This is a genomic window from Rhizobium grahamii CCGE 502 (genome assembly GCF_000298315.2).
Lineage (GTDB): Bacteria > Pseudomonadota > Alphaproteobacteria > Rhizobiales > Rhizobiaceae > Rhizobium > Rhizobium grahamii.
The window spans coordinates 241,275-258,910 of the sequence record NZ_AEYE02000035.1; the positions used below are offsets into that span (position 1 = coordinate 241,275).

Sequence of the window (17,636 nt, forward strand, 5' to 3'; positions counted from 1 at the left end):
CGGGTGAGGCGTTATGGGATTGGACGGTTTTAGACTGCGGCACTTGAAGATGCTCGTGGCCCTCAGTGAGCATGGAAAGCTTGGTGTGGTTGCCGAGATGTTTGGCGTCTCTCAACCGGCGCTATCGAGAACCTTGAACGAGCTCGAGCAGATGTCCGGGCACCAGCTCTTCGAACGTCACAACCGAGGTCTGATCCCCACACCTCAAGGCGAGGTAATCGTCCGTCACGCCAAAATGCTGATCTCGGAGGCACAGCGCGCCGAGTACGAGATGGTGGTTGCAGCTGCCGGGCAGGGTGGTAGTGTTGCATTCGGTACGATCATGACGCCTGCTGCCGATTATGTCGCCCCCGCTCTAAAACGGATTTTTGAGAGCCACCCGACGATCGATATCAGCATCGCCGTCGGCAGTAGCGACGTGTTGCTTGAGGACGTCCTCAGCAGAAGACTGGATTTTGCCGTATGCCGTGTCCCAAGTGGCATGAACCCACTCTGGTTCGATTATCTCCCCATCGGTCAGGAGACTCTGCGCGTTATCGTGGCAGTTGATCATCCCTTGTGCTCCAAACATCTCGTCACCGAGGACGACCTGAGGCACCAAAGTTGGGTGCTCCAGCCACATGGCTCGTTCCTTCGACAAGTCGTCGATGACTTCATACGCCGTCACGGCATCGTACCGGCGAGCGTCGTGTCGACCTCCGATGCGCTGCTGACCATGTTGCTGATGCTCCAGAGCCAGCGGCTCGGCATCTTTGCCGAGCCGGTAGCAGCACTGCTCGAGCGTCACGGTCTCGTCAGGGCTTTGAACATCGAGGGGGACATCTCGGTCCCCGGGTTCGGGCTCATCAAACTCAGGGACCGCGACCTCCCCGCCTCCGCTGAGATTGTCTACAATGTGTTTGCGACAACGCGAAGCCCGTGAGAAAAAACCAGCCGTTCAAGGCGCATACTGCGTGACCATCCGGGCGTCCCGGCGGAAATCGGACGGTGACATGCCGGCGATGTGGCGGAACGACTTGTTGAAGGCGCTGATCGAGCCGAAGCCACTATCCATGGCAACCTGCAGGACGTTTGCCTCATCGTTCATGAGCATCGCCTGCGCACGCGAGAGGCGCAGAAGATTAACATATTTGTTGAGCGTCATGCCGGTCGTCTTCTTAAACAGGTTCATCGCGTATTTAGGGTGAAGATCGGCGGCGCGGGCGATGTCGACCGAGTCGATTTCCTGCAGGAAGTTGACTGCAATAAAGTCGCACATCCGCGCCACGCTGCGCGACGATTGCGGATAGCATTGCTCGATATCGTCAGCATCCGTCGGCCCGAGTGTCGGGATCATAGAATAAGGCTCCAGTGCAATCCGCTCCATGCGCAATAGCATCTCATCGACGGCGTGTTGTGCCTTCGCCGGATCGCCGGACCTGGTGTAGCGCACCCAACGCGGAAAGTTCTCGCGGTCGGCCGCGTCTGTCGCCGAGGTAAAGAGGATTTCACCCTTCATAAGCCGGCTCGACATATTGATCGGCAGGCGCATTCGAAAAAAATAGACCAGCGGAAGATGCCCGCCAGCATAGATCGCGTTCTCGCTGCAGTCGTCCATCTGGTGCGGTTGGCCGCCCCAGAAGAGGCACATGTCGCCCTCGGACAACGAGATTTTCTGGCCGTTGATGCGATAGTGCACACTGCCTTGCATGACGTAATTTACTTCGACCTGCACATGCCAATGCGGCATCAGCATCACTGGTGGGTGGTTGTGAAACATCTGCAGGGCCGTCGGCAACCCTTCGATACTGCTCGCTCCCGGCTGGTAGACAGCCCGCCTTACGACCTTACTTTCCGCCAATTCCATGTTCCCTTTTTAGGAGACAGCGGCTCCCTTCCAGATAGTCTAGCCGCGTTCGCTAAGGGACGGCAATTGAAAAGGGAGGATTTTCAATGCGCTTCAAACTGATCGGTGCGACGACTGCAGTCGCACTGCTTGCTTCCGGTTCTGCGTTCGCGCAGCAGTCGGGCAATCTCACCATCTGGAGCTGGAACATTGCCGCATCGGCGCTGAAGTCCACGCTCGAAGGCTTCAACAAGCAGCATCCGGATATCAAGGTCACGGTTGAGGATCTGGGCAACCAGCAGGTCTTCGACAAGATGCTGGCGGCTTGCGCTGCCGGCGGCGAAGGGTTGCCTGACATCGTCAGCGTCGAGAATTTCGAAGCGGAAATCTTCTGGAGCCGCTTCCCCGACTGCTTCGCCAACCTCAAGGAACTCGGTTACACGCCGGAAATCCAGGCGAAATTCCCCGACTTCAAGCGCACCGAACTTGAGGTCGGCGACGTCGCCTATGCCATGCCTTGGGATTCCGGTCCGGTCGCGGTCTTCTATCGCCGCGATTTTTATGAAAAGGCCGGCGTCGATCCGTCGACTATCAAGACCTGGGATGACTTCATCGCAGCAGGCAAGAAAATCTCCGCCGCCAATCCCGGTGTTGTCATGGCCCAGGCCGACTTCAACGGTGACAGCGAATGGTTCCGCATGATCTCAAACGAGCAGGGCTGCGGCTACTTCTCGACTGATGGCCAGGCGATCACGATCAATCAGCCGGCCTGCGTCGCCACGCTTGAAAAAGTTAAGCAGATGAAGGACGCCGGCACGCTGACGGCTGCCATCTGGGACGAGAAGATCCAGGCGAATACAGCAGGCAAAGTCGCCAGTCAAATGTATGGAGGCTGGTACGAGGGCACAATCCGCTCCGGTTCGCCCGATCTCTCAGGCAAGTGGGGTGTCTATACGATGCCTAGCCTGACTGCGGACGGCCCGCATGCGGCAAACCTCGGCGGTTCTTCGCTTGCAATCGCTGCCAATTCCCAGAACAAGGAGGCAGCCTGGACCTACATTAACTACGCACTCGGCACCAACGAGGGCCAGGTGACGATGCTGAAGTCTTTCGGCCTTGTTCCGTCACTGCTGACCGCCGTCCAGGACCCGTTCGTCAACGAACCGCAGCCCTACTGGCACGATCAGAAGGTATGGGCCGACATCCTTTCGACCCTGCCGAAGATTGTCCCGAGCCGTGGTACGGCGTTCCAGACGGACGCCGACTCGATCTACAGGGCTGCGCAGACCAAGTACTTCGCCGGCGGCTATCCCGACGCGAAGGCCGCACTCGATGACGCGGCAAGCCAGATCGCCACCGCGACAGGTATTCCCCTTGCGAAATGAGTAACGATGCCGGGCGCCCTATTGGCGCCCGGCTTCTATCCCAAAGGGGTGGCTCGTCTCGTCTGGAAGGAGAACAGGATGCCGATCCGGAACCGGAACGCCTACGCTTTTCTTGCGCCCTATCTGCTGGTGTTTGCCACCTTTTGGATATGGCCGATCATCAGTTCGTTTCTGACCTCGTTTCAGAATACCCGCGTTAATCCATGGAAATTCAGCCTGTCCATCAATTGGGGCCGTCTCATCGGCGATCCGGCCTTCTACAACGCGCTCTACAACACACTGATCATCCTGGTTATCCAGGTACCGGTGATGATCGCCATCGCTACTGTCATGGCGGTGCTGCTGAACTCGCCGCTTCTTAAAGCCCGGCCGCTGTTTCGCTTTGCCTTTTTCGCACCTGTGGTTGTTGGCGAGGTGGCCTACTCCGCAGTCTTCCGGCTGATGTTCAGCTTCGACTTCGGGATCGTCAACAAGATCATCACCTTCGTCGGACTTCCTGCCGTTTCCTGGTTCGATAATGCCAACGCTGCCATGACCCTGATCATCATCGCCGTGACATGGCGCTGGGCGGGGTACAACGCGATCATTATCCTCGCCGGCTTGCAATCCATTCCGGACGACGTCTATGAGGCGGCAACGCTGGACCGCGTCAGCAAGGCCCAGCAGTTCTTCCACATCACCCTGCCGCTCCTGAAACCGATCATTCTTTTCTGTGTCATCCTTTCGGTCATCGGCACAATGCAGCTCTTCACAGAGCCGTTCCTCATCACCAATCGCGGTGGCCCGGGAGGTGGAACAGAAACGCTCGGCCTTCTCCTTTATCGCGAGGGCTTCCGTTCGCTGAATTTCGGCTACGCATCCGCTGTCGCCTATACGATGGCCGCACTGGCGGTCGCAATCTCGCTCCTCAACCTCTGGATCGGAAGGGAGCCGAAATGAGATCGAAGTCCCAATCCTTGCTTCTCCGGCAGATCGGCCTGCATGCCGTCCTGACGCCGCTCGCCATCATCTGGCTGTTTCCGCTGTGGATGATGTTCGTCTTCTCGACGATGTCTGACTTTGGCATCTTCAGCCCGGACATCGTGCTCTGGCCCTCGACCAACTTCGTCGAGAACTTCAGAAACTTGCAGGCCGACACCGACTTCATCCAGGCGATGTTCATCTCCATCGGTGTTGCGACGATCTATACATTCCTGTCAGTGCTCCTCACCTCGATGGCCGGCTGGGCGCTGGCGCGCTATCGCTTCGTCGGACGCTCGGTTGTCATCGGTATTATTCTTGGAACGATCACGCTTCCCTTTGCCGTCGTCGTGATCCCGCAGTTCATCATGGTGGCCCGCGAGTTCAAGTTGGCTAACACCTGGATCGCATTGATCGTGCCGCCTCTCTTCAATTCCCTTGGGGTCTTGTTCATGCGGCAGGCCTTCTCGATGATGCCGGGCGAGTTGTTCGATGCCGCCCGCGTCGAAGGCGTCAAGGAATGGCAGATCTTCCTTCGGATCGCATTGCCTCTGGCAAGACCGACGATGGCGGCGCTGGCCATCATCCTCTTCCTCCATTCCTGGAACAACTACCTCTGGCCACTGCTCATCAACTCCAAACCGGGGATGATGACTGCTCCGGTGGCGCTCGGAACACTGATCGGCCTCACCAAGGTTTCGTGGGGCGGGATCATGGCCGGCGCGATGATGCTCACGGCCCCCATTCTCGTGATCTTCGTCTTCCTGCAGCGCCACTTCATAGCCGGCATTGCCGCCGGCGCAGTCAAATAACCGGGAAACGCCTGATGTCGGAACTTTCGCTCAAAAATGTCGTAAAGCGCTTCGGCGCGCTGGAAATCATTCATGGCGCAAATCTCGAGGTGGAGGACGGCGAGTTCGTCGTCTTTGTTGGCCCGTCCGGTTGCGGCAAGTCGACACTGCTGCGCATGATCGCCGGCCTTGAAGATATTTCCGGCGGCGAAATCAGCATTGGCGGCAGGCTCGTCAATGACGTGGAGCCCGCTGACCGCGGCATTGCGATGGTGTTCCAGTCCTACGCGCTCTATCCACACATGACCGTCGAGGAAAATCTTAGCTTTGGCTTGCGCATGAATGGCAATCAGAAGGACGATACGCAAAAGCGCGTCAAGCATGCCGCCAACATCCTCCAGATCAACGAGTTGATGCAGCGACGACCGAAGCAGCTTTCGGGCGGCCAGCGCCAGCGCGTTGCCATCGGCCGTGCCATCGTGCGCGAACCTCAGGTGTTCCTTTTCGATGAACCATTGTCGAACCTCGACGCGGAACTGCGCGTGCAGATGCGCGTCGAGATCTCGCGCCTTCATAAACAGCTCGGCACGACGATGATCTATGTCACGCACGACCAGACGGAAGCGATGACGCTTGCCGACAAGATCGTCGTCCTGCGCGCCGGCAACATCGAGCAGGTAGGCGCGCCTCTCGACCTTTATGATGATCCGGCAAACCAGTTCGTCGCGGGCTTTGTCGGTTCGCCGAAGATGAATTTCCTGAAGGCGGTGCTCCTCGAGCAGAGCGCTGCCGGGGCAACCGTCGCGCTTACAGGGGACCGGCATGTCCGCCTGACCCTCCCGGTAAGCGGTCCGCTTGCACCCGGCGCCCCGGTAACGCTCGGGATCCGGCCGGAACACTTCGTGGACGCCGGGCAGGGCGACACGGATTTCACCGTCACCGTCGACGTCGCCGAACACCTCGGAAATACCAGCTACATCTACGCGACCACGGCAGGCGGCGAAGCGCTCATCATCGAGCGACCGGAATCGCGCGCCGCTGGCAACCGCGACACGCTGACCGTCGGCCTGAGCGCCGAACGCAGCTTTCTGTTCGACAGTGCCGGCAACCGCCTGCGCTGACCAAGGCCTAATCCCAAGACCCTTGCAATGAAAGAGGAATTTCCATGAGCAAAGAACGGATCCGCTGGGGCATCATTGGCCCCGGAACCATCGCGCGCACCTTCGCGGACGGCATTGCCCATTCGCGAACAGGCAAGCTCGTGGCGATCGCCACCCGTAACCCGGACAAGCCAGGGATAGCGGAGGGCTTTCCCGGCGCACGCATCGTCAACGGATATGATGCATTGCTGACAGATGCCGAGACCGACGCGATCTATATCGCCACGCCGCACACCGGTCATGCTGAATGGGCTATCAAGGCGATCCGCGCGGGAAAGCACGTCCTGGTCGAAAAGCCGATCGCGCTTTCCGCCTTCGAGGCTGAAGCAATTTACCACGAAGCCAAAAAGGCGGGGGTCTTTGCCGGCGAAGCGTTCATGTATCGGCTTCACCCGCAAACGGCCAAGATCGTGGAGCTGGTCAGAGACGGTGGCATTGGCTCCGTGCGCATCATCCGCTCCAGCTTCGGCTTCAACATGGGTACTTACAGGCCGGAGCATCGCCTGTTTGCCAACGAGACCGCCGGCGGAGGCATTCTAGATGTCGGCGGCTACCCCGTTTCGATGGCCAGACTGATTGCCGGCACCGTCGAGGGCCAGCCGTTCCTCGAACCTGAGAAAGTCTCCGGCGTCGGCCACCTCGGTCAATCAGGCGTCGATGAATGGGCCTCGGCCGTCCTGAAATTTCCAAACGGCATCATCGCCGAAGTGTCATGCTCGATCATGGCACAGCAGGACAACACCCTGCGCATTATCGGATCGGAAGGACGCATCGAGGTCAAGGACTTCTGGTTTGCCTCCGGACACCAGGGTGGGGTGGGCAGGATCGAGATCATCAAGGGCAACGAGCTGCAGACCGTCGAGGTCAAGGAAGATCGGTGGCTCTATTCCTTCGAGGTTGACGCGGCTGGTGACGCTATCGGGGCGGGCGAGGCACAATTCCGGTCACCGGGCATGGGTTGGGCTGACTCGGTCGGTAATCTGCGCGTCCTCGACCAATGGCGCGCGTCGATTGGTCTGGAATACGAGATCGAACGGGCGGAGCAGCGGAAGACGAACCTGTCGGGGGCAAGCGTGCGGCCCGGCAACACCGTCCCGCGCCGCCAGATCCCTGGTCTTTCCAAGCCCGCTTCGGTTGTCACCCTCGGGTTCGAATTCTTTCCAAGCTTTGCGGCGGCGTCGCTGACCCTCGACGCGTTCTACGAGGCTGGTGGCAACGTTTTTGATACGGCCTTCGTTTACGGCGGAGGCAAGACTGAAAGCATCTTCGGTGACTGGCATACGAGCCGGCAGGTGCCCCGCGAGGAGATCGTGTTGATCGGCAAGGGCGCACATTCTCCGCTCTGCTATCCCGATGTCATCGCCAAGCAACTCGATCAGTCCCTGAACCGGCTCAAGACCGACTACATCGACATTTATTTCATGCATCGAGACAACGTCGCTGTTCCGGTCGGAGAGTTCGTCGACGCGATGGACGCCGAAGTCCGACGTGGCCGCATTCGTGGTCTCTTCGGCGGTTCGAATTGGACACGCGAACGCATGGATGAGGCCGCAGCCTATGCCGCCAAGAACGGCAAGGCGGCTCCGGCTGCGCTCTCCAACAACTTTTCGCTTGCGGAAATGCTCGACCCGATCTGGGCTGGATGCGTGGCAGCCTCCGACGACGCCTGGAAGACGTGGCTCAAGGAGAAGCAGATACCAAATTTCGCGTGGTCGAGTCAGGGGCGCGGTTTCTTCACCGACCGTGCTGGGCGAGACAAACACGACGACGAAGAAATCGTACGGTGCTGGTATTCGGATCGTAATTTCGAACGTCGCGACAGGGCCATCGAGATGGCATCCACGCTTGGCCGGAGCCCGATCCACATCGCGCTTGCCTACGTGATCGCACAGCCATTCCCGGTCATTCCCTTGATTGGACCACGGACAATCGCGGAGCTTGAGGACAGCCTCTCTGCTCTCGACATCAAGCTTACTCCGGAACAGGTGAAGTGGCTGGAAGCCTAGTGCGAGCAATGACCATGCCCCGGGACCTCGGTCCCGGGCACCTGAAGACACCGGGCAAGGAACGCTGGAGCACGGCGCCCTGAAAGCGTATACTCCACCGCTTTAGGCCGGAAGCGGCCCTAGCTGATCATCAGAGAGGGAGCGAACCATGAAACGACTGGGTCTGATCACGGCGTCGCTGACGCTTGTGGCCTCCAGTGTTTTGGCTCAAGAGCCTGTCGTCGGAACCTGGAAGACAGAAGTCGGTACGACCGCCGCCATTGACGAATGCGCGCAAGGTTACTGCATCACCATGAAAACCGGCAACAACGCTGGCAAACGGATCGGCACTTTCCGCGGTAGCAAGGGTAATTTCACCGGAACCATTGTCGAGCCGGAGAGCCGGAAAACCTTCAATGGCGTGCTCACGCAAACCGGGGATACGGTTCACATGCGTGGTTGCACGATGAAGGTGATCTGCGTATCCCTCATTTGGACGCGGCTATGACATGCGACGCGAAAACTGTCTCGTGTCTTTCATGGAGTCGATTACCTGCCTGTATTCGTCCGCAATCGATATTGCCGCCTTTGCTACCACGGGGTTGACTGACTTGCGGTCAATCGCGTCCGAGCATGCTTCGAATACACCCCGCAGTTCACGCTCGATCCAAGAGAGTTCGGGAAAATGCTTCACAAGGACCTGTGGAAGCAATTTCGCCTTTGCTCTCATTGACCTTGAACGATCAGGGCTGCCTGGGCTTAGATTGGTAACATCAAGAATCGCTGCCTCAAGCTTTCCAGTGGCGCTGACGATGTCGGTAATCATAGAGGCCATTTTTCCCTCCTAAAAAAGCAAAAGCACCGGGAAATACTATGCAATCTTTGTGCCAATCGGTTCGCAAGGTGCGCGGAAACGTTAGGCAAGCCGGTGACGGGATTGTCGCCATCGAAAATGGCCATCACGCCAGTCAGAATGGATTTCGGCATTGTGCAAAATGCGCAGAGCGCCTGTTTTATAGGCGAGATGGCGTGAGCGATGGAGGCAGATCTCATTGCCGGTTCAAGCGTCAGATCCAAGGCATCACATTCAAGCCGCTAACTTTAGACTCAAGCCCTCAGACCCACGCCGCCAAACTCAAGCCGCCAAACTCAAGCCGCCAACCTCAAGGCGCCAAACTAGGCGCCAAACTCAAGGCGACTGGACACGCTGCCCTGTGACGGTCAGGGTTCCAGACGCAAGATCCTCAGAATCGCACCAAGGGGATTTCACTGGTATCGGCCTCGACGATTCTCCAGGATAAGACGGAGCGCCGCAGGATTGGAGAGCGGACGACTGGCGGATGTCATCGCCTCGCAATCACTCGATGCGTGCACCACAACCCTTGAAGATCTCACCAGGGCCCTAAGACGTCCGCCTTCGATCACTCCTGAGGTCGAGCCAAACATCCAGAAACGTTGCCGTGGCCGTATAAGTTTCAGGTGATCAGCAGGCCGGCTTCCTGCCGGCAGCTCAGCATGTAATGCACTATGACCTCCCACGGTCACCTGCAGGAAACATGCCTGACAGCATCTGGAGCAGGTCGATCGTCTCGGAATGGATAACCCGGTAGTAGACCTGGCGCCCTGTGCGTCGTTCCGTGACGATGCCTCCAGACCGCAGCTTTGCCAACTGCTGCGACACCGCCGCCTGAGGCATGTCCAGGGCGTCCTGCAATTCGCCAACGCTGCGCTCTCCGCCAGCGAGCACGCAGACAATTCGCAATCTCGTTTGATGGGACATGTTTCTCAGATAGTGGGCCGCATCGTGGACACGGAAGCGATCGACTGTAGCTTGATCTGGCATCCTGGATCCGTTGCGTTACAGCGCCTGGCGCGGCGGTAGAATCAACCATGTGGCGCGATTGCCGGGATTTACAACAACAGCGACAGAATGACACAGAGGGGGGACAGGAGCAGAATCCTACTGAATTGAGCGGACAAGAAACGGACCGAGCGCTTAAAGCGCGAAAAAAAATACGGCAAATAGCCGCAAGCGACGACGGGCTGCTTCTAGGCGGCGAGACGAACGCTTTGATCGCCTTGAAGGAATCTGGAAATCAATTAATATGACTATTTACTAATCAAGAAACTCGTATACCGTCAGCAAGGACGACCGGAACCGATGCATAGGTCGCTCTCGCGACGCCTTGGAGGAGGCGCATTCACCCGGTCGCCAGTCGCACAACAGGCACACGCAATGGTGCCCCTCGGGAGGTGTACTATGAACCCTATAAAGACTAATGCTGCCCTGTTCTTTGCAGGACTGATCGTGAGCGTCGCGTCTATCACGTCATCCCATGCTGCCGACAAGCCTACGCTTGCCTTCGTGGTCAATGGCGCGTCCGATTTCTGGAAGGCAGCCGAGGCCGGGGTTAAGAAGGCGCAGGCTGAAATGCCTGATTATACAATGGAACTGAAATATCCTGAACAGGCATCCGTTGCCGTGCAGCAGCGCCTGATGGACGATCTTGTGAGCGCGGGCGTCAAGGGGATCATGGTTTCCGCCGTGGATCCGAAGACCTCGACTGACGGGCTGAACAAGATTGGCTCGCAGACCGCGCTCTTCACCACCGACAGCGACGCACCGCAGACCAATCGCGTTGCCTATATCGGCTCTTCCAATATCGACGCAGGCATGCAGGCGGCAGAGATAGCCAAGAAGGCGATGCCCGACGGCGGCAAGTGCATCGGTTTCGTAGGTCTCCTTGGAGCTGACAACGCCAAGGAACGCATCCAGGGCATGAAAGACGGCTTGAAGGGCACGAAGATTGAGCTGACCGACGTGCGCGGTGACGATATCGATCAGACCCGCGCAAAGAAGAACGTCGAGGATGCCCTGGTTGCCAGCCCCGACGTGACCTGCATGGTCGGCTTTTACTCCTATAACACGCCCCGAATCTACGAGGCCCTGCGTGATGCCGGCAAACTGGGCCAGATCACCGTCGTTGGCTTCGACGACGACCCGATCACTCTCGGGGGTGTCAAGGAAGGGACAGTCGCCGCGACGGTCGTACAGCAGCCGTTCGAGTGGGCCTATCAAGGCATGAAGCTGATGGCCTCATACCTGAAGGGCGACAAATCAGGGATACCGGAAAACAAGCTCATCATCATTCCGACCGTGATCGTCGGCAAGGATGATGTCGACGCCTATGCCGCAAACCTGAAGGCCATGGCAGGCAAATAAGGTCTCCTTCACGGCAGGGATGCTAATCGCTGTCGTGAACGATATTCCCAGCCAGTGGCACTTCAGCATGGACCGGTCCATAAACAAAGACGACATACCACCACCCCGTGAGACGCCGTTTCTCTCCCTTTCCGGCGTCGGAAAGACCTATCCGGGCGTGGTTGCCCTCGATGGGCTGTCTATCGATATCTTCCCCGGTGAGGTCATCGGTCTCGTTGGAGAAAACGGTGCGGGGAAGTCCACCCTGATGAAAATTCTCGGTGGTGTCATCGCACCCGATCGGGGCACAATCCTTCTCGACGGGGTGGAACTGCATTCGTTCAGCGTGGAGTCGAGCATCGCCTCCGGCATCGCCTTTGTTCATCAGGAACTCAATCTTTTCGAGAACCTCGACGTCGCTGCCAATGTCTTCCTCGGCCGCGAGCCACTCAGGGCCGGGCCCTTCAGGTTGGTTGACAGGAACCGGTTGCGAGAATTGGTTAAGCCGCTTCTCAGGCGGGTAGGGGCGCATTTTAGGCCCGATACGCCCGTGGCTTCGCTTTCGTTGGCCGAGCAGCAGATGGTCGAGATTGCTAAGGCGCTCTCCATCAACGCCAGACTTGTTATTTTTGACGAGCCGACCTCCAGCCTTCCCTTGGCAGAAACCGAGCGGCTCTTGAGCATCATCAAACTTCTCAAGGTTGATGGCATCAGCGTTATCTTCATTTCCCATCGTCTTCACGAAGTCGAGCGCGTCGCTGACCGGGTGATCGTGCTGCGAGATGGTATGCTGGTCGGTACACTTGCCAGAGACGACATCGGACATGACCAGATGGTCAAGTTGATGATCGGGCGCGTCCTGGCTGCACGCACGGCAAAGCCAAAGCGATCTGCCGGCGCGGTAGCGCTGAAGGCGAGCATGGTGCGGACCGGCGCCTATCCTGGCCGGCCTGTAGACCTCGAGATCCGCTACGGCGAAATTCTCGGGCTAGCTGGTCTCGTCGGGTCGGGCCGCACCGAACTGGCCCGGGTGCTTTTCGGCATAGACCGAAGTTATGGCGGGGAGGTCTTGCAGGATGGCAAGGAGATCGCCATCAACAACGCCCGCGACGCGGTTGAAAGGGGGATCTTTCTGGTGCCGGAGGATCGAAAACGTAACGGGATCCTTCTCGACCTTCCGATCGCAGGAAACATCACGCTCGCCAACCTCCCCTCTCTGGCCACGAATTTCATGGTGTCTACCGAGCGGGAAAGGGCCGCAGCCGAACAGCAGCGTACCCGCCTCGGCATCAAGGCTCCATCCGTTTCGACACGGACAGGAACTCTCTCCGGAGGAAACCAGCAGAAGGTGGTTTTGGCGAAATGGCTGTCGATGAGCCCGAAGGTCATGATTTTCGACGAGCCGACACGCGGCATCGACATTGGCGCAAAGAGCGAGATCTATGGTCTGATGCGCGCGCTCGCGGACGCCGGCGTCGCCATCTTGATGATATCAAGCGATATGGAAGAAGTGATAGGCGTCTCCGACCGGATAGCCGTCATGCACGAGGGCCAGATCGCAGGCATCCTGGAAGACGACGAGATCAGCCAGGAAAGCGTGCTTTTGCTTGCGGTCGGCAAACGGGTAAAATAGGGCCGAGGCCCACGGGAACTGGTGTCGGGAACGGAATGCGCGATGACTAAGAAAGACTTCGGACTTCTGCTGCTGATCATCGTCGTGGGCATAGTCGTCGCGATCATAAATCCACGCTTCCTGCTACCCATCAACCTGGCAAATACGTCAAACCTCATCGGGCTCTTCGGCATCCTGTCGATCGGGCAGGCCTTCGTCATCATCACCGGCGGGATCGAACTTTCCGTGGGATCGCTGGTGGCACTTCTTGGTGTCCTGTTCATCGATTTCATTGCTGTACAGGATATGTCCTGGATCCTGGCACTTCCTCTCATCCTATTGCTCGGATCAGTGATCGGGGCCATCCATGGCTGGCTGATCACCCGGTTGAACCTTCAACCCTTCGTCGTGACACTTTGCGGCCTCCTGATCTACCGTGGTGCTGCGCGTTTTTACACAGCCGACGGAACCGCTGGCTTTGCCTTCGGCCAGAATTTCCCCGAACTCGAATTCCTCACGGCAGGGCGGTTCTACGGGGTGCCCAACACCTTCATTGCGCTCGTTGTCATCACCGCTGTCATGTGGGTAGTGCTGCACCGGTCGGTGTTCGGTCGCTATCTCTACGCAATCGGCAAAAACGAGGAGGCAGCCCGCTACTCCGGCATCCGGACTGGCCGCATGGTCATGGCCGCGTACGTCATCTGTGGCCTGCTCACTGCTCTTTCCGCCATCTATTTCGCCATGTACACACGGTCGATATCGCCTGCCAGCCATGGACAATTCTATGAACTCTATGCGATCGCAGCGGCGGTTCTTGGCGGTTTTTCACTGCGCGGCGGGGAGGGATCCGTTATTGGCGTGGTGCTCGGGACGATCCTGCTTCAGGAATTGCAGAACCTGGTCAACCTGCTCGGCATCCCGTCGTCATTGAACTTTGCTGTCATGGGCGGCGTCATCCTGATTGGGGTGCTTATCGACCAGCAATGGCACTCCATTCGCGCGCAACGCCGGCTTGTAGTGGCGTCCAGGCAGACAGAAAGCCGCATGCAAGCGGAAGGAAAGGCGCCAGCAATAACAAGTCAGGACTGAAAGTGCGCAATTGAGAGAGACAGAGTTTCGCACTCTGATACCAACGGTCCTCCCACCCTGGCGTGGCCCGAGGTCCGTAGCCCAGAGCCTTTTCTGGCCGACAGAAGGGGGCGGCCGCGTTCGCGGTCCTGTGCGACCAACGAAGATAGAATGCCCTCGTTCGCTCGTTACGAAACGGGCACGGTTCATAGCGAAGGCTCACCCGATTGGAAAGCTCCGCGATGATGAGATCGTGATCGGAAATTGCACGTCCGTCCCCGTCGATTGCCGGGGCCGTGGCGGGAGTGGATGCAAGAAGCCCTCGGTAGAAAAAGCCAGTCTAGCCGCGGGAAGGGCGGTTGAGGAGTTCCATCGGGAAAAATCATTCGCGCCAAGCCAGGAATAGCCAGCCGTCGCAAGCAACGCAAAGAGTGGCTCTTCATCCTCCGGTCTTTCGAAACCCTTTCCGAGCGCATTGGTGTTGAAATCACCTCCGATCACGACGGGTCGCCCACTGGCCAAACAATCGACGGCATTTATCAGCCGGCCCGTCTGGTTCGCCCGGTCTTTCGCCTCGCTCTTGCTTTCGAGATGCACCGAGACGGCGACGGGACTTGCGATCAGGCTGGCTCTGGCAATTCGGTACCCGATGCGACCCTGACCATCCCTCGCATCCGTCCACCAAACGGCTCCATCGTCGAGACGGATCAACGCATACAGCAAGTCGGGTGAGTAGGACGTTGCCATGACAGCCGATGCTGTTGCTTTCACCGGCGTGCCACGCCCGCTCGCGGCTATGACCGAGGCCCAGTTCGACGAACTCGACACCGTAGATGTAAGACATGGCAAGATCGGCGGGCAAGTCCATTATGGTGTGCCGGTTTCCCGCACGTGCCATGCCGCAGTCCACTTCCGATAGCAACAGGATGTCGGGATCGCAAAACCGCGCAAGCGCTGCCGAAGGCGTCTGGTATTTGAGGCGTTCGGCGTTCCAAGCCGCAATCCGCAGCGTTGATGACGGCAGGCGAGGCGCCGGTCGGCGACGCACAACCTCCACCGAGGACGATGCACGGAGCAGCGCGGCAAATCGATCGTGCTCCTCGGACAGGAGCTTGGCGTCCCTCGCCTTGTCAAGAAGCCCGTCACATGGTGGCCGCAGGCACCCAGAAACAGCAGTGACGATATCAAGCTGGATCTTGAAAACTGTTCATTGCCTCAGTCACGCTCAGCAGCATGTCGGGAATGATATTCGTCATGGGTCGAAGAACTCAAAACCCTGTTTCGGCAAGTGGGGCGACAATCCGCTTGCCGCTGTCAGCCGCATACAGATGAACGTGGAACCGGTCGATCACGATGCCGGCGGGAACGCCCGGGGGAGAGGTCGACGCTATCGGTCAATGCAGCGGCGAACGGCACCCCGTTCAGATCGGCATGCACGACGCTGCCGGCGCCGAGTTCCTCAACGGCGTCTGCAATCGCGGGGAGTGCACCAGGGGCGTCAGCAGCGGCGAGCCTGGCAGCTTCCGCCCGTATGCCTAGCACCACCCGTTTCCCAACCAGGGGAAGGCCCTGCTCCGGAGTGAGGACGACTTCACCATTCTGGTCCGACACAAAGATGCCACCGGCCTTTACCGCACCTTCGAGAAGGTTCATGGCCGGTGCACCGACGAAATTGGCGACAAACCGGCTTGCGGGGTGATGATAGACTTCTGCAGGGGTCCCCCCTGCTCCACCATGCCGCCGTTCATCACCACGAGCCGATCTGCCAATGTCATCGCCTCCGTCTGGTCATGCGAGACGAAAATCGAGGTCGCGCCCTTCTGCAGGGAGGCGTCGTAGCTGCCTTGGCTGGTGCAGACGACGTAATCCGACTGGGATTGGTTGAAACGGACGCTTTGTTCCTGAATACGCTTTGCGATGTCACCGGAATTGCCAACCAGAAATCGATCTTGGTTTTCTCGGCAGCGAACGAAGGATTGGCAAGGAAGGTTGATGCGAGGATGGCGCCGGCAGCGGCGAAAAGCTTGACTTACATGAGAACCTCAAAAAAAAATGGACGCGCCCCTTTGGCTCGCGCTCTCATAGCGCGTTCAATTTTGGCTCACCAATGAAGTTTGGATGACAGCGCATCCCGTTGACTAACGCGCTTTTTCTGATGGGTCGGGGGCCCGGGCCGATCGGAGGCTGCTGATATTTCCATTCCATGAGAACGGGGTACGGCAACGAAAATGCTCCGGCAAGCGCAGTTCTGCTGGACTCAGGCGTCTGGGTGGGCTGTGCCTTCAATCAGATCGGGCATTGACGCAATCATTCTTCGGCGACCAAACTGCTGCTAGTGGCAGGACATTGGGGTCCAGCCGTGAAGCCGCAACGCAACACGGGCGACCCGACCTGAGAGGATGGTCTGGGGAGGAAGCGGCTTGAGTGACACTATCGACCTGATTGAATGGATCATCGGCTCGGGCCTTTCGGGCAAGGCACTCGAAGAGATTGTCGGAACACTTTCAAAACGATTGATAAAGCTCGGCTTTCCGCTCGTCCGTGTCTCGATCGCGATGCCGTCGATTGATCCGCTGCAACGAGGCTTCTCAGTTTCCTGGTCGAAATACTCACCGGTAGCCACCGAGGTGCAAGGACATGATGACGCCGGTGAGGACATGTTTGTCCGTTCACCAATATACTATCTGCTGTCCAACGATCTTCTCCACGGTCGATGGAGGCTTGCGGAGGATGACACATCTTCGTTTCCCTTGCTTCGCGAACTCTCTGATCTCGGGGCGACAGATTACGTCATAAAGCTTGTTGCGTTTCCAGGTGGAACTGCCCTGGCAGGCGTCGGTTTTTCGATTGCGGTCGATGGTTCGGAAGGGTTCAACGATCAGCAGGTAGCCATCATCGAGAAAATCATGCCGGCATTGGCGCTGGTGTGCTTCCAGATAGCGGCAATGCGCGTCGCAACAGACATGCTTGCGGTCTATACGGGTGCCCGAACGAGCGGCCGCATCCTGAGCGGTCAGACACGCCGGGGTGATGGAACTGCAATCTACGCCGCCATCCTTCTTGCCGACCTCAAGAACTTCACGTCGCTCAACGAGCGCTGGCCTGCGGAGCGTATCGTCGCGTGGCTGAACGAGCATTTCGAAGCCGTGGCCCAATCCGTCGAACAAAATGGCGGCGAAATCCTCAAGTTCATGGGCGACAGCCTGTTGGCGATCTTTCCTGCTGACGTCGAGGATCCGGCCGATGCCTGCCGTCGCGCGTTGTCGGCGGCGACGGGCGCGATGGACGCGACGGTAACACTCAATCAGGCACGCTACCATAGCGACCAGCCTGAAATCCCGATCGACATCGTCCTGCATGTTGGCGAGGTCTTCTACGGAAATGTCGGCGCAGCGCGCCGTCTTGATTTCACCGTTGTCGGAAGAGCAGTCAACGAAGCGGCTCGGATCGAAAAGCTTGCGGATGACGTCGGGCACAGTCTCCTGGCGTCTGCTGACTTTGTCGCACAATGCCCTGACTGTTTCCACAAGGTTGGCAATTTTGCATTGAAAGGCGTCGCCGAGCCCGCCTCGGTATTCGCGTGGGGGCCTCCGACCTTCGAACGCGAATGAATGTGGTAACATCTGCGCTCGACAGCCGTAAGAGGCC

At 58.4% G+C, this 17,636-nt stretch carries 16 protein-coding genes and 2 pseudogenes; 12 read left to right on the forward strand and 6 right to left on the reverse strand.

The window, feature by feature from the left end; genetic code table 11:
• Positions 1–13: 13 nt before the first annotated feature.
• On the forward strand, positions 14–922 hold the full coding sequence (locus tag RGCCGE502_RS28550) for a LysR family transcriptional regulator (protein WP_016557694.1): 909 nt from the start codon (positions 14–16) through the stop codon (positions 920–922).
• Between the two features lie 15 nt (positions 923–937).
• On the opposite strand, the gene RGCCGE502_RS28555 is transcribed toward RGCCGE502_RS28550, so the two are convergent.
• Positions 938–1,846 carry a helix-turn-helix domain-containing protein gene (locus RGCCGE502_RS28555; protein ID WP_016557695.1) on the reverse strand — a complete coding sequence of 303 codons (909 nt, stop codon included), beginning with the start codon at positions 1,844–1,846 and terminating at the stop codon, positions 938–940.
• 86 nt (positions 1,847–1,932) lie between these two features.
• Between RGCCGE502_RS28555 and RGCCGE502_RS28560 the strand changes: the two genes are divergently transcribed.
• The 6 genes from RGCCGE502_RS28560 to RGCCGE502_RS28585 all read left to right on the forward strand — a co-directional run bounded on the left by RGCCGE502_RS28560 (position 1,933) and on the right by RGCCGE502_RS28585 (position 8,614).
• Positions 1,933–3,210, forward strand: coding sequence for an ABC transporter substrate-binding protein (locus RGCCGE502_RS28560; protein ID WP_016557696.1), 1,278 nt, complete (start codon positions 1,933–1,935; stop codon positions 3,208–3,210).
• A 78-nt stretch (positions 3,211–3,288) separates the two neighbouring features.
• Positions 3,289–4,149: a carbohydrate ABC transporter permease gene (locus RGCCGE502_RS28565; protein WP_016557697.1), complete on the forward strand. Its 861-nt coding sequence runs from the start codon at positions 3,289–3,291 to the stop codon at positions 4,147–4,149.
• Positions 4,146–4,982 (forward strand): carbohydrate ABC transporter permease, encoded by an 837-nt coding sequence (locus RGCCGE502_RS28570; protein WP_016557698.1) that lies wholly within the window; start codon positions 4,146–4,148, stop codon positions 4,980–4,982. Before RGCCGE502_RS28565 ends, RGCCGE502_RS28570 begins: the two co-directional genes overlap by 4 nt.
• Before the next feature lie 14 nt (positions 4,983–4,996).
• Positions 4,997–6,082 carry an ABC transporter ATP-binding protein gene (locus RGCCGE502_RS28575; RefSeq protein WP_016557699.1) on the forward strand — a complete coding sequence of 362 codons (1,086 nt, stop codon included), beginning with the start codon at positions 4,997–4,999 and terminating at the stop codon, positions 6,080–6,082.
• Between the two features lie 44 nt (positions 6,083–6,126).
• Positions 6,127–8,127: an aldo/keto reductase gene (locus tag RGCCGE502_RS28580; protein WP_016557700.1), complete on the forward strand. Its 2,001-nt coding sequence runs from the start codon at positions 6,127–6,129 to the stop codon at positions 8,125–8,127.
• A gap of 148 nt (positions 8,128–8,275) precedes the next feature.
• Entirely contained in the window at positions 8,276–8,614 is a 339-nt protein-coding gene (locus RGCCGE502_RS28585; RefSeq protein WP_016557701.1) for a DUF2147 domain-containing protein, read from the forward strand.
• Here the strand turns inward: RGCCGE502_RS28585 and RGCCGE502_RS28590 are convergent.
• The gene (locus RGCCGE502_RS28590; RefSeq protein WP_244441808.1) at positions 8,609–8,932 is read right to left on the reverse strand and encodes a hypothetical protein; all 324 of its coding nucleotides are present in this window, start codon (positions 8,930–8,932) and stop codon (positions 8,609–8,611) included. The genes RGCCGE502_RS28585 and RGCCGE502_RS28590 overlap by 6 nt on opposite strands.
• 699 nt (positions 8,933–9,631) lie before the next feature.
• On the reverse strand, positions 9,632–9,949 hold the full coding sequence (locus RGCCGE502_RS28595) for an ArsR/SmtB family transcription factor (RefSeq protein WP_016557703.1): 318 nt from the start codon (positions 9,947–9,949) through the stop codon (positions 9,632–9,634).
• A 417-nt stretch (positions 9,950–10,366) separates the two neighbouring features.
• On the opposite strand from RGCCGE502_RS28595, the gene RGCCGE502_RS28600 reads away from it, so the two are divergent.
• The 3 genes from RGCCGE502_RS28600 (at position 10,367) to RGCCGE502_RS28610 (ending at position 14,009) form a co-directional block, all read left to right on the forward strand.
• Positions 10,367–11,329 carry a sugar-binding protein gene (locus RGCCGE502_RS28600; RefSeq protein WP_016557704.1) on the forward strand — a complete coding sequence of 321 codons (963 nt, stop codon included), beginning with the start codon at positions 10,367–10,369 and terminating at the stop codon, positions 11,327–11,329.
• 67 nt (positions 11,330–11,396) lie between these two features.
• Entirely contained in the window at positions 11,397–12,941 is a 1,545-nt protein-coding gene (locus tag RGCCGE502_RS28605) for a sugar ABC transporter ATP-binding protein (RefSeq protein ID WP_040675910.1), read from the forward strand.
• Positions 12,942–12,983: 42 nt separating this feature from the next.
• Positions 12,984–14,009 carry an ABC transporter permease gene (locus tag RGCCGE502_RS28610; protein ID WP_016557706.1) on the forward strand — a complete coding sequence of 342 codons (1,026 nt, stop codon included), beginning with the start codon at positions 12,984–12,986 and terminating at the stop codon, positions 14,007–14,009.
• Between the two features lie 198 nt (positions 14,010–14,207).
• On the opposite strand, the gene RGCCGE502_RS37575 is transcribed toward RGCCGE502_RS28610, so the two are convergent.
• The gene (locus tag RGCCGE502_RS37575) at positions 14,208–14,735 is read right to left on the reverse strand and encodes an endonuclease/exonuclease/phosphatase family protein (protein ID WP_016557707.1); all 528 of its coding nucleotides are present in this window, start codon (positions 14,733–14,735) and stop codon (positions 14,208–14,210) included.
• On the opposite strand from RGCCGE502_RS37575, the gene RGCCGE502_RS37580 reads away from it, so the two are divergent.
• Positions 14,734–14,907 carry a hypothetical protein gene (locus RGCCGE502_RS37580; RefSeq protein WP_019280342.1) on the forward strand — a complete coding sequence of 58 codons (174 nt, stop codon included), beginning with the start codon at positions 14,734–14,736 and terminating at the stop codon, positions 14,905–14,907. The two genes, RGCCGE502_RS37575 and RGCCGE502_RS37580, sit on opposite strands and share 2 nt — an antisense overlap.
• A 349-nt stretch (positions 14,908–15,256) precedes the next feature.
• Here RGCCGE502_RS37580 and RGCCGE502_RS39310 read toward each other — a convergent pair.
• Together RGCCGE502_RS39310 and RGCCGE502_RS35825 are read right to left on the reverse strand one after the other, a co-directional pair.
• Positions 15,257–15,814 (reverse strand): annotated as a pseudogene (locus tag RGCCGE502_RS39310) (TOBE domain-containing protein); the annotation flags it as partial.
• Positions 15,809–15,990 (reverse strand): annotated as a pseudogene (locus RGCCGE502_RS35825) (extracellular solute-binding protein); the annotation flags it as partial. The pseudogenes RGCCGE502_RS39310 and RGCCGE502_RS35825, both read right to left, overlap by 6 nt.
• A gap of 418 nt (positions 15,991–16,408) precedes the next feature.
• Between RGCCGE502_RS35825 and RGCCGE502_RS28630 the strand changes: the two are divergent.
• Positions 16,409–17,599, forward strand: a complete 1,191-nt coding sequence (locus tag RGCCGE502_RS28630) for an adenylate/guanylate cyclase domain-containing protein (RefSeq protein ID WP_016557711.1) — start codon at positions 16,409–16,411, stop codon at positions 17,597–17,599.
• Positions 17,600–17,636 lie beyond the last annotated feature (37 nt).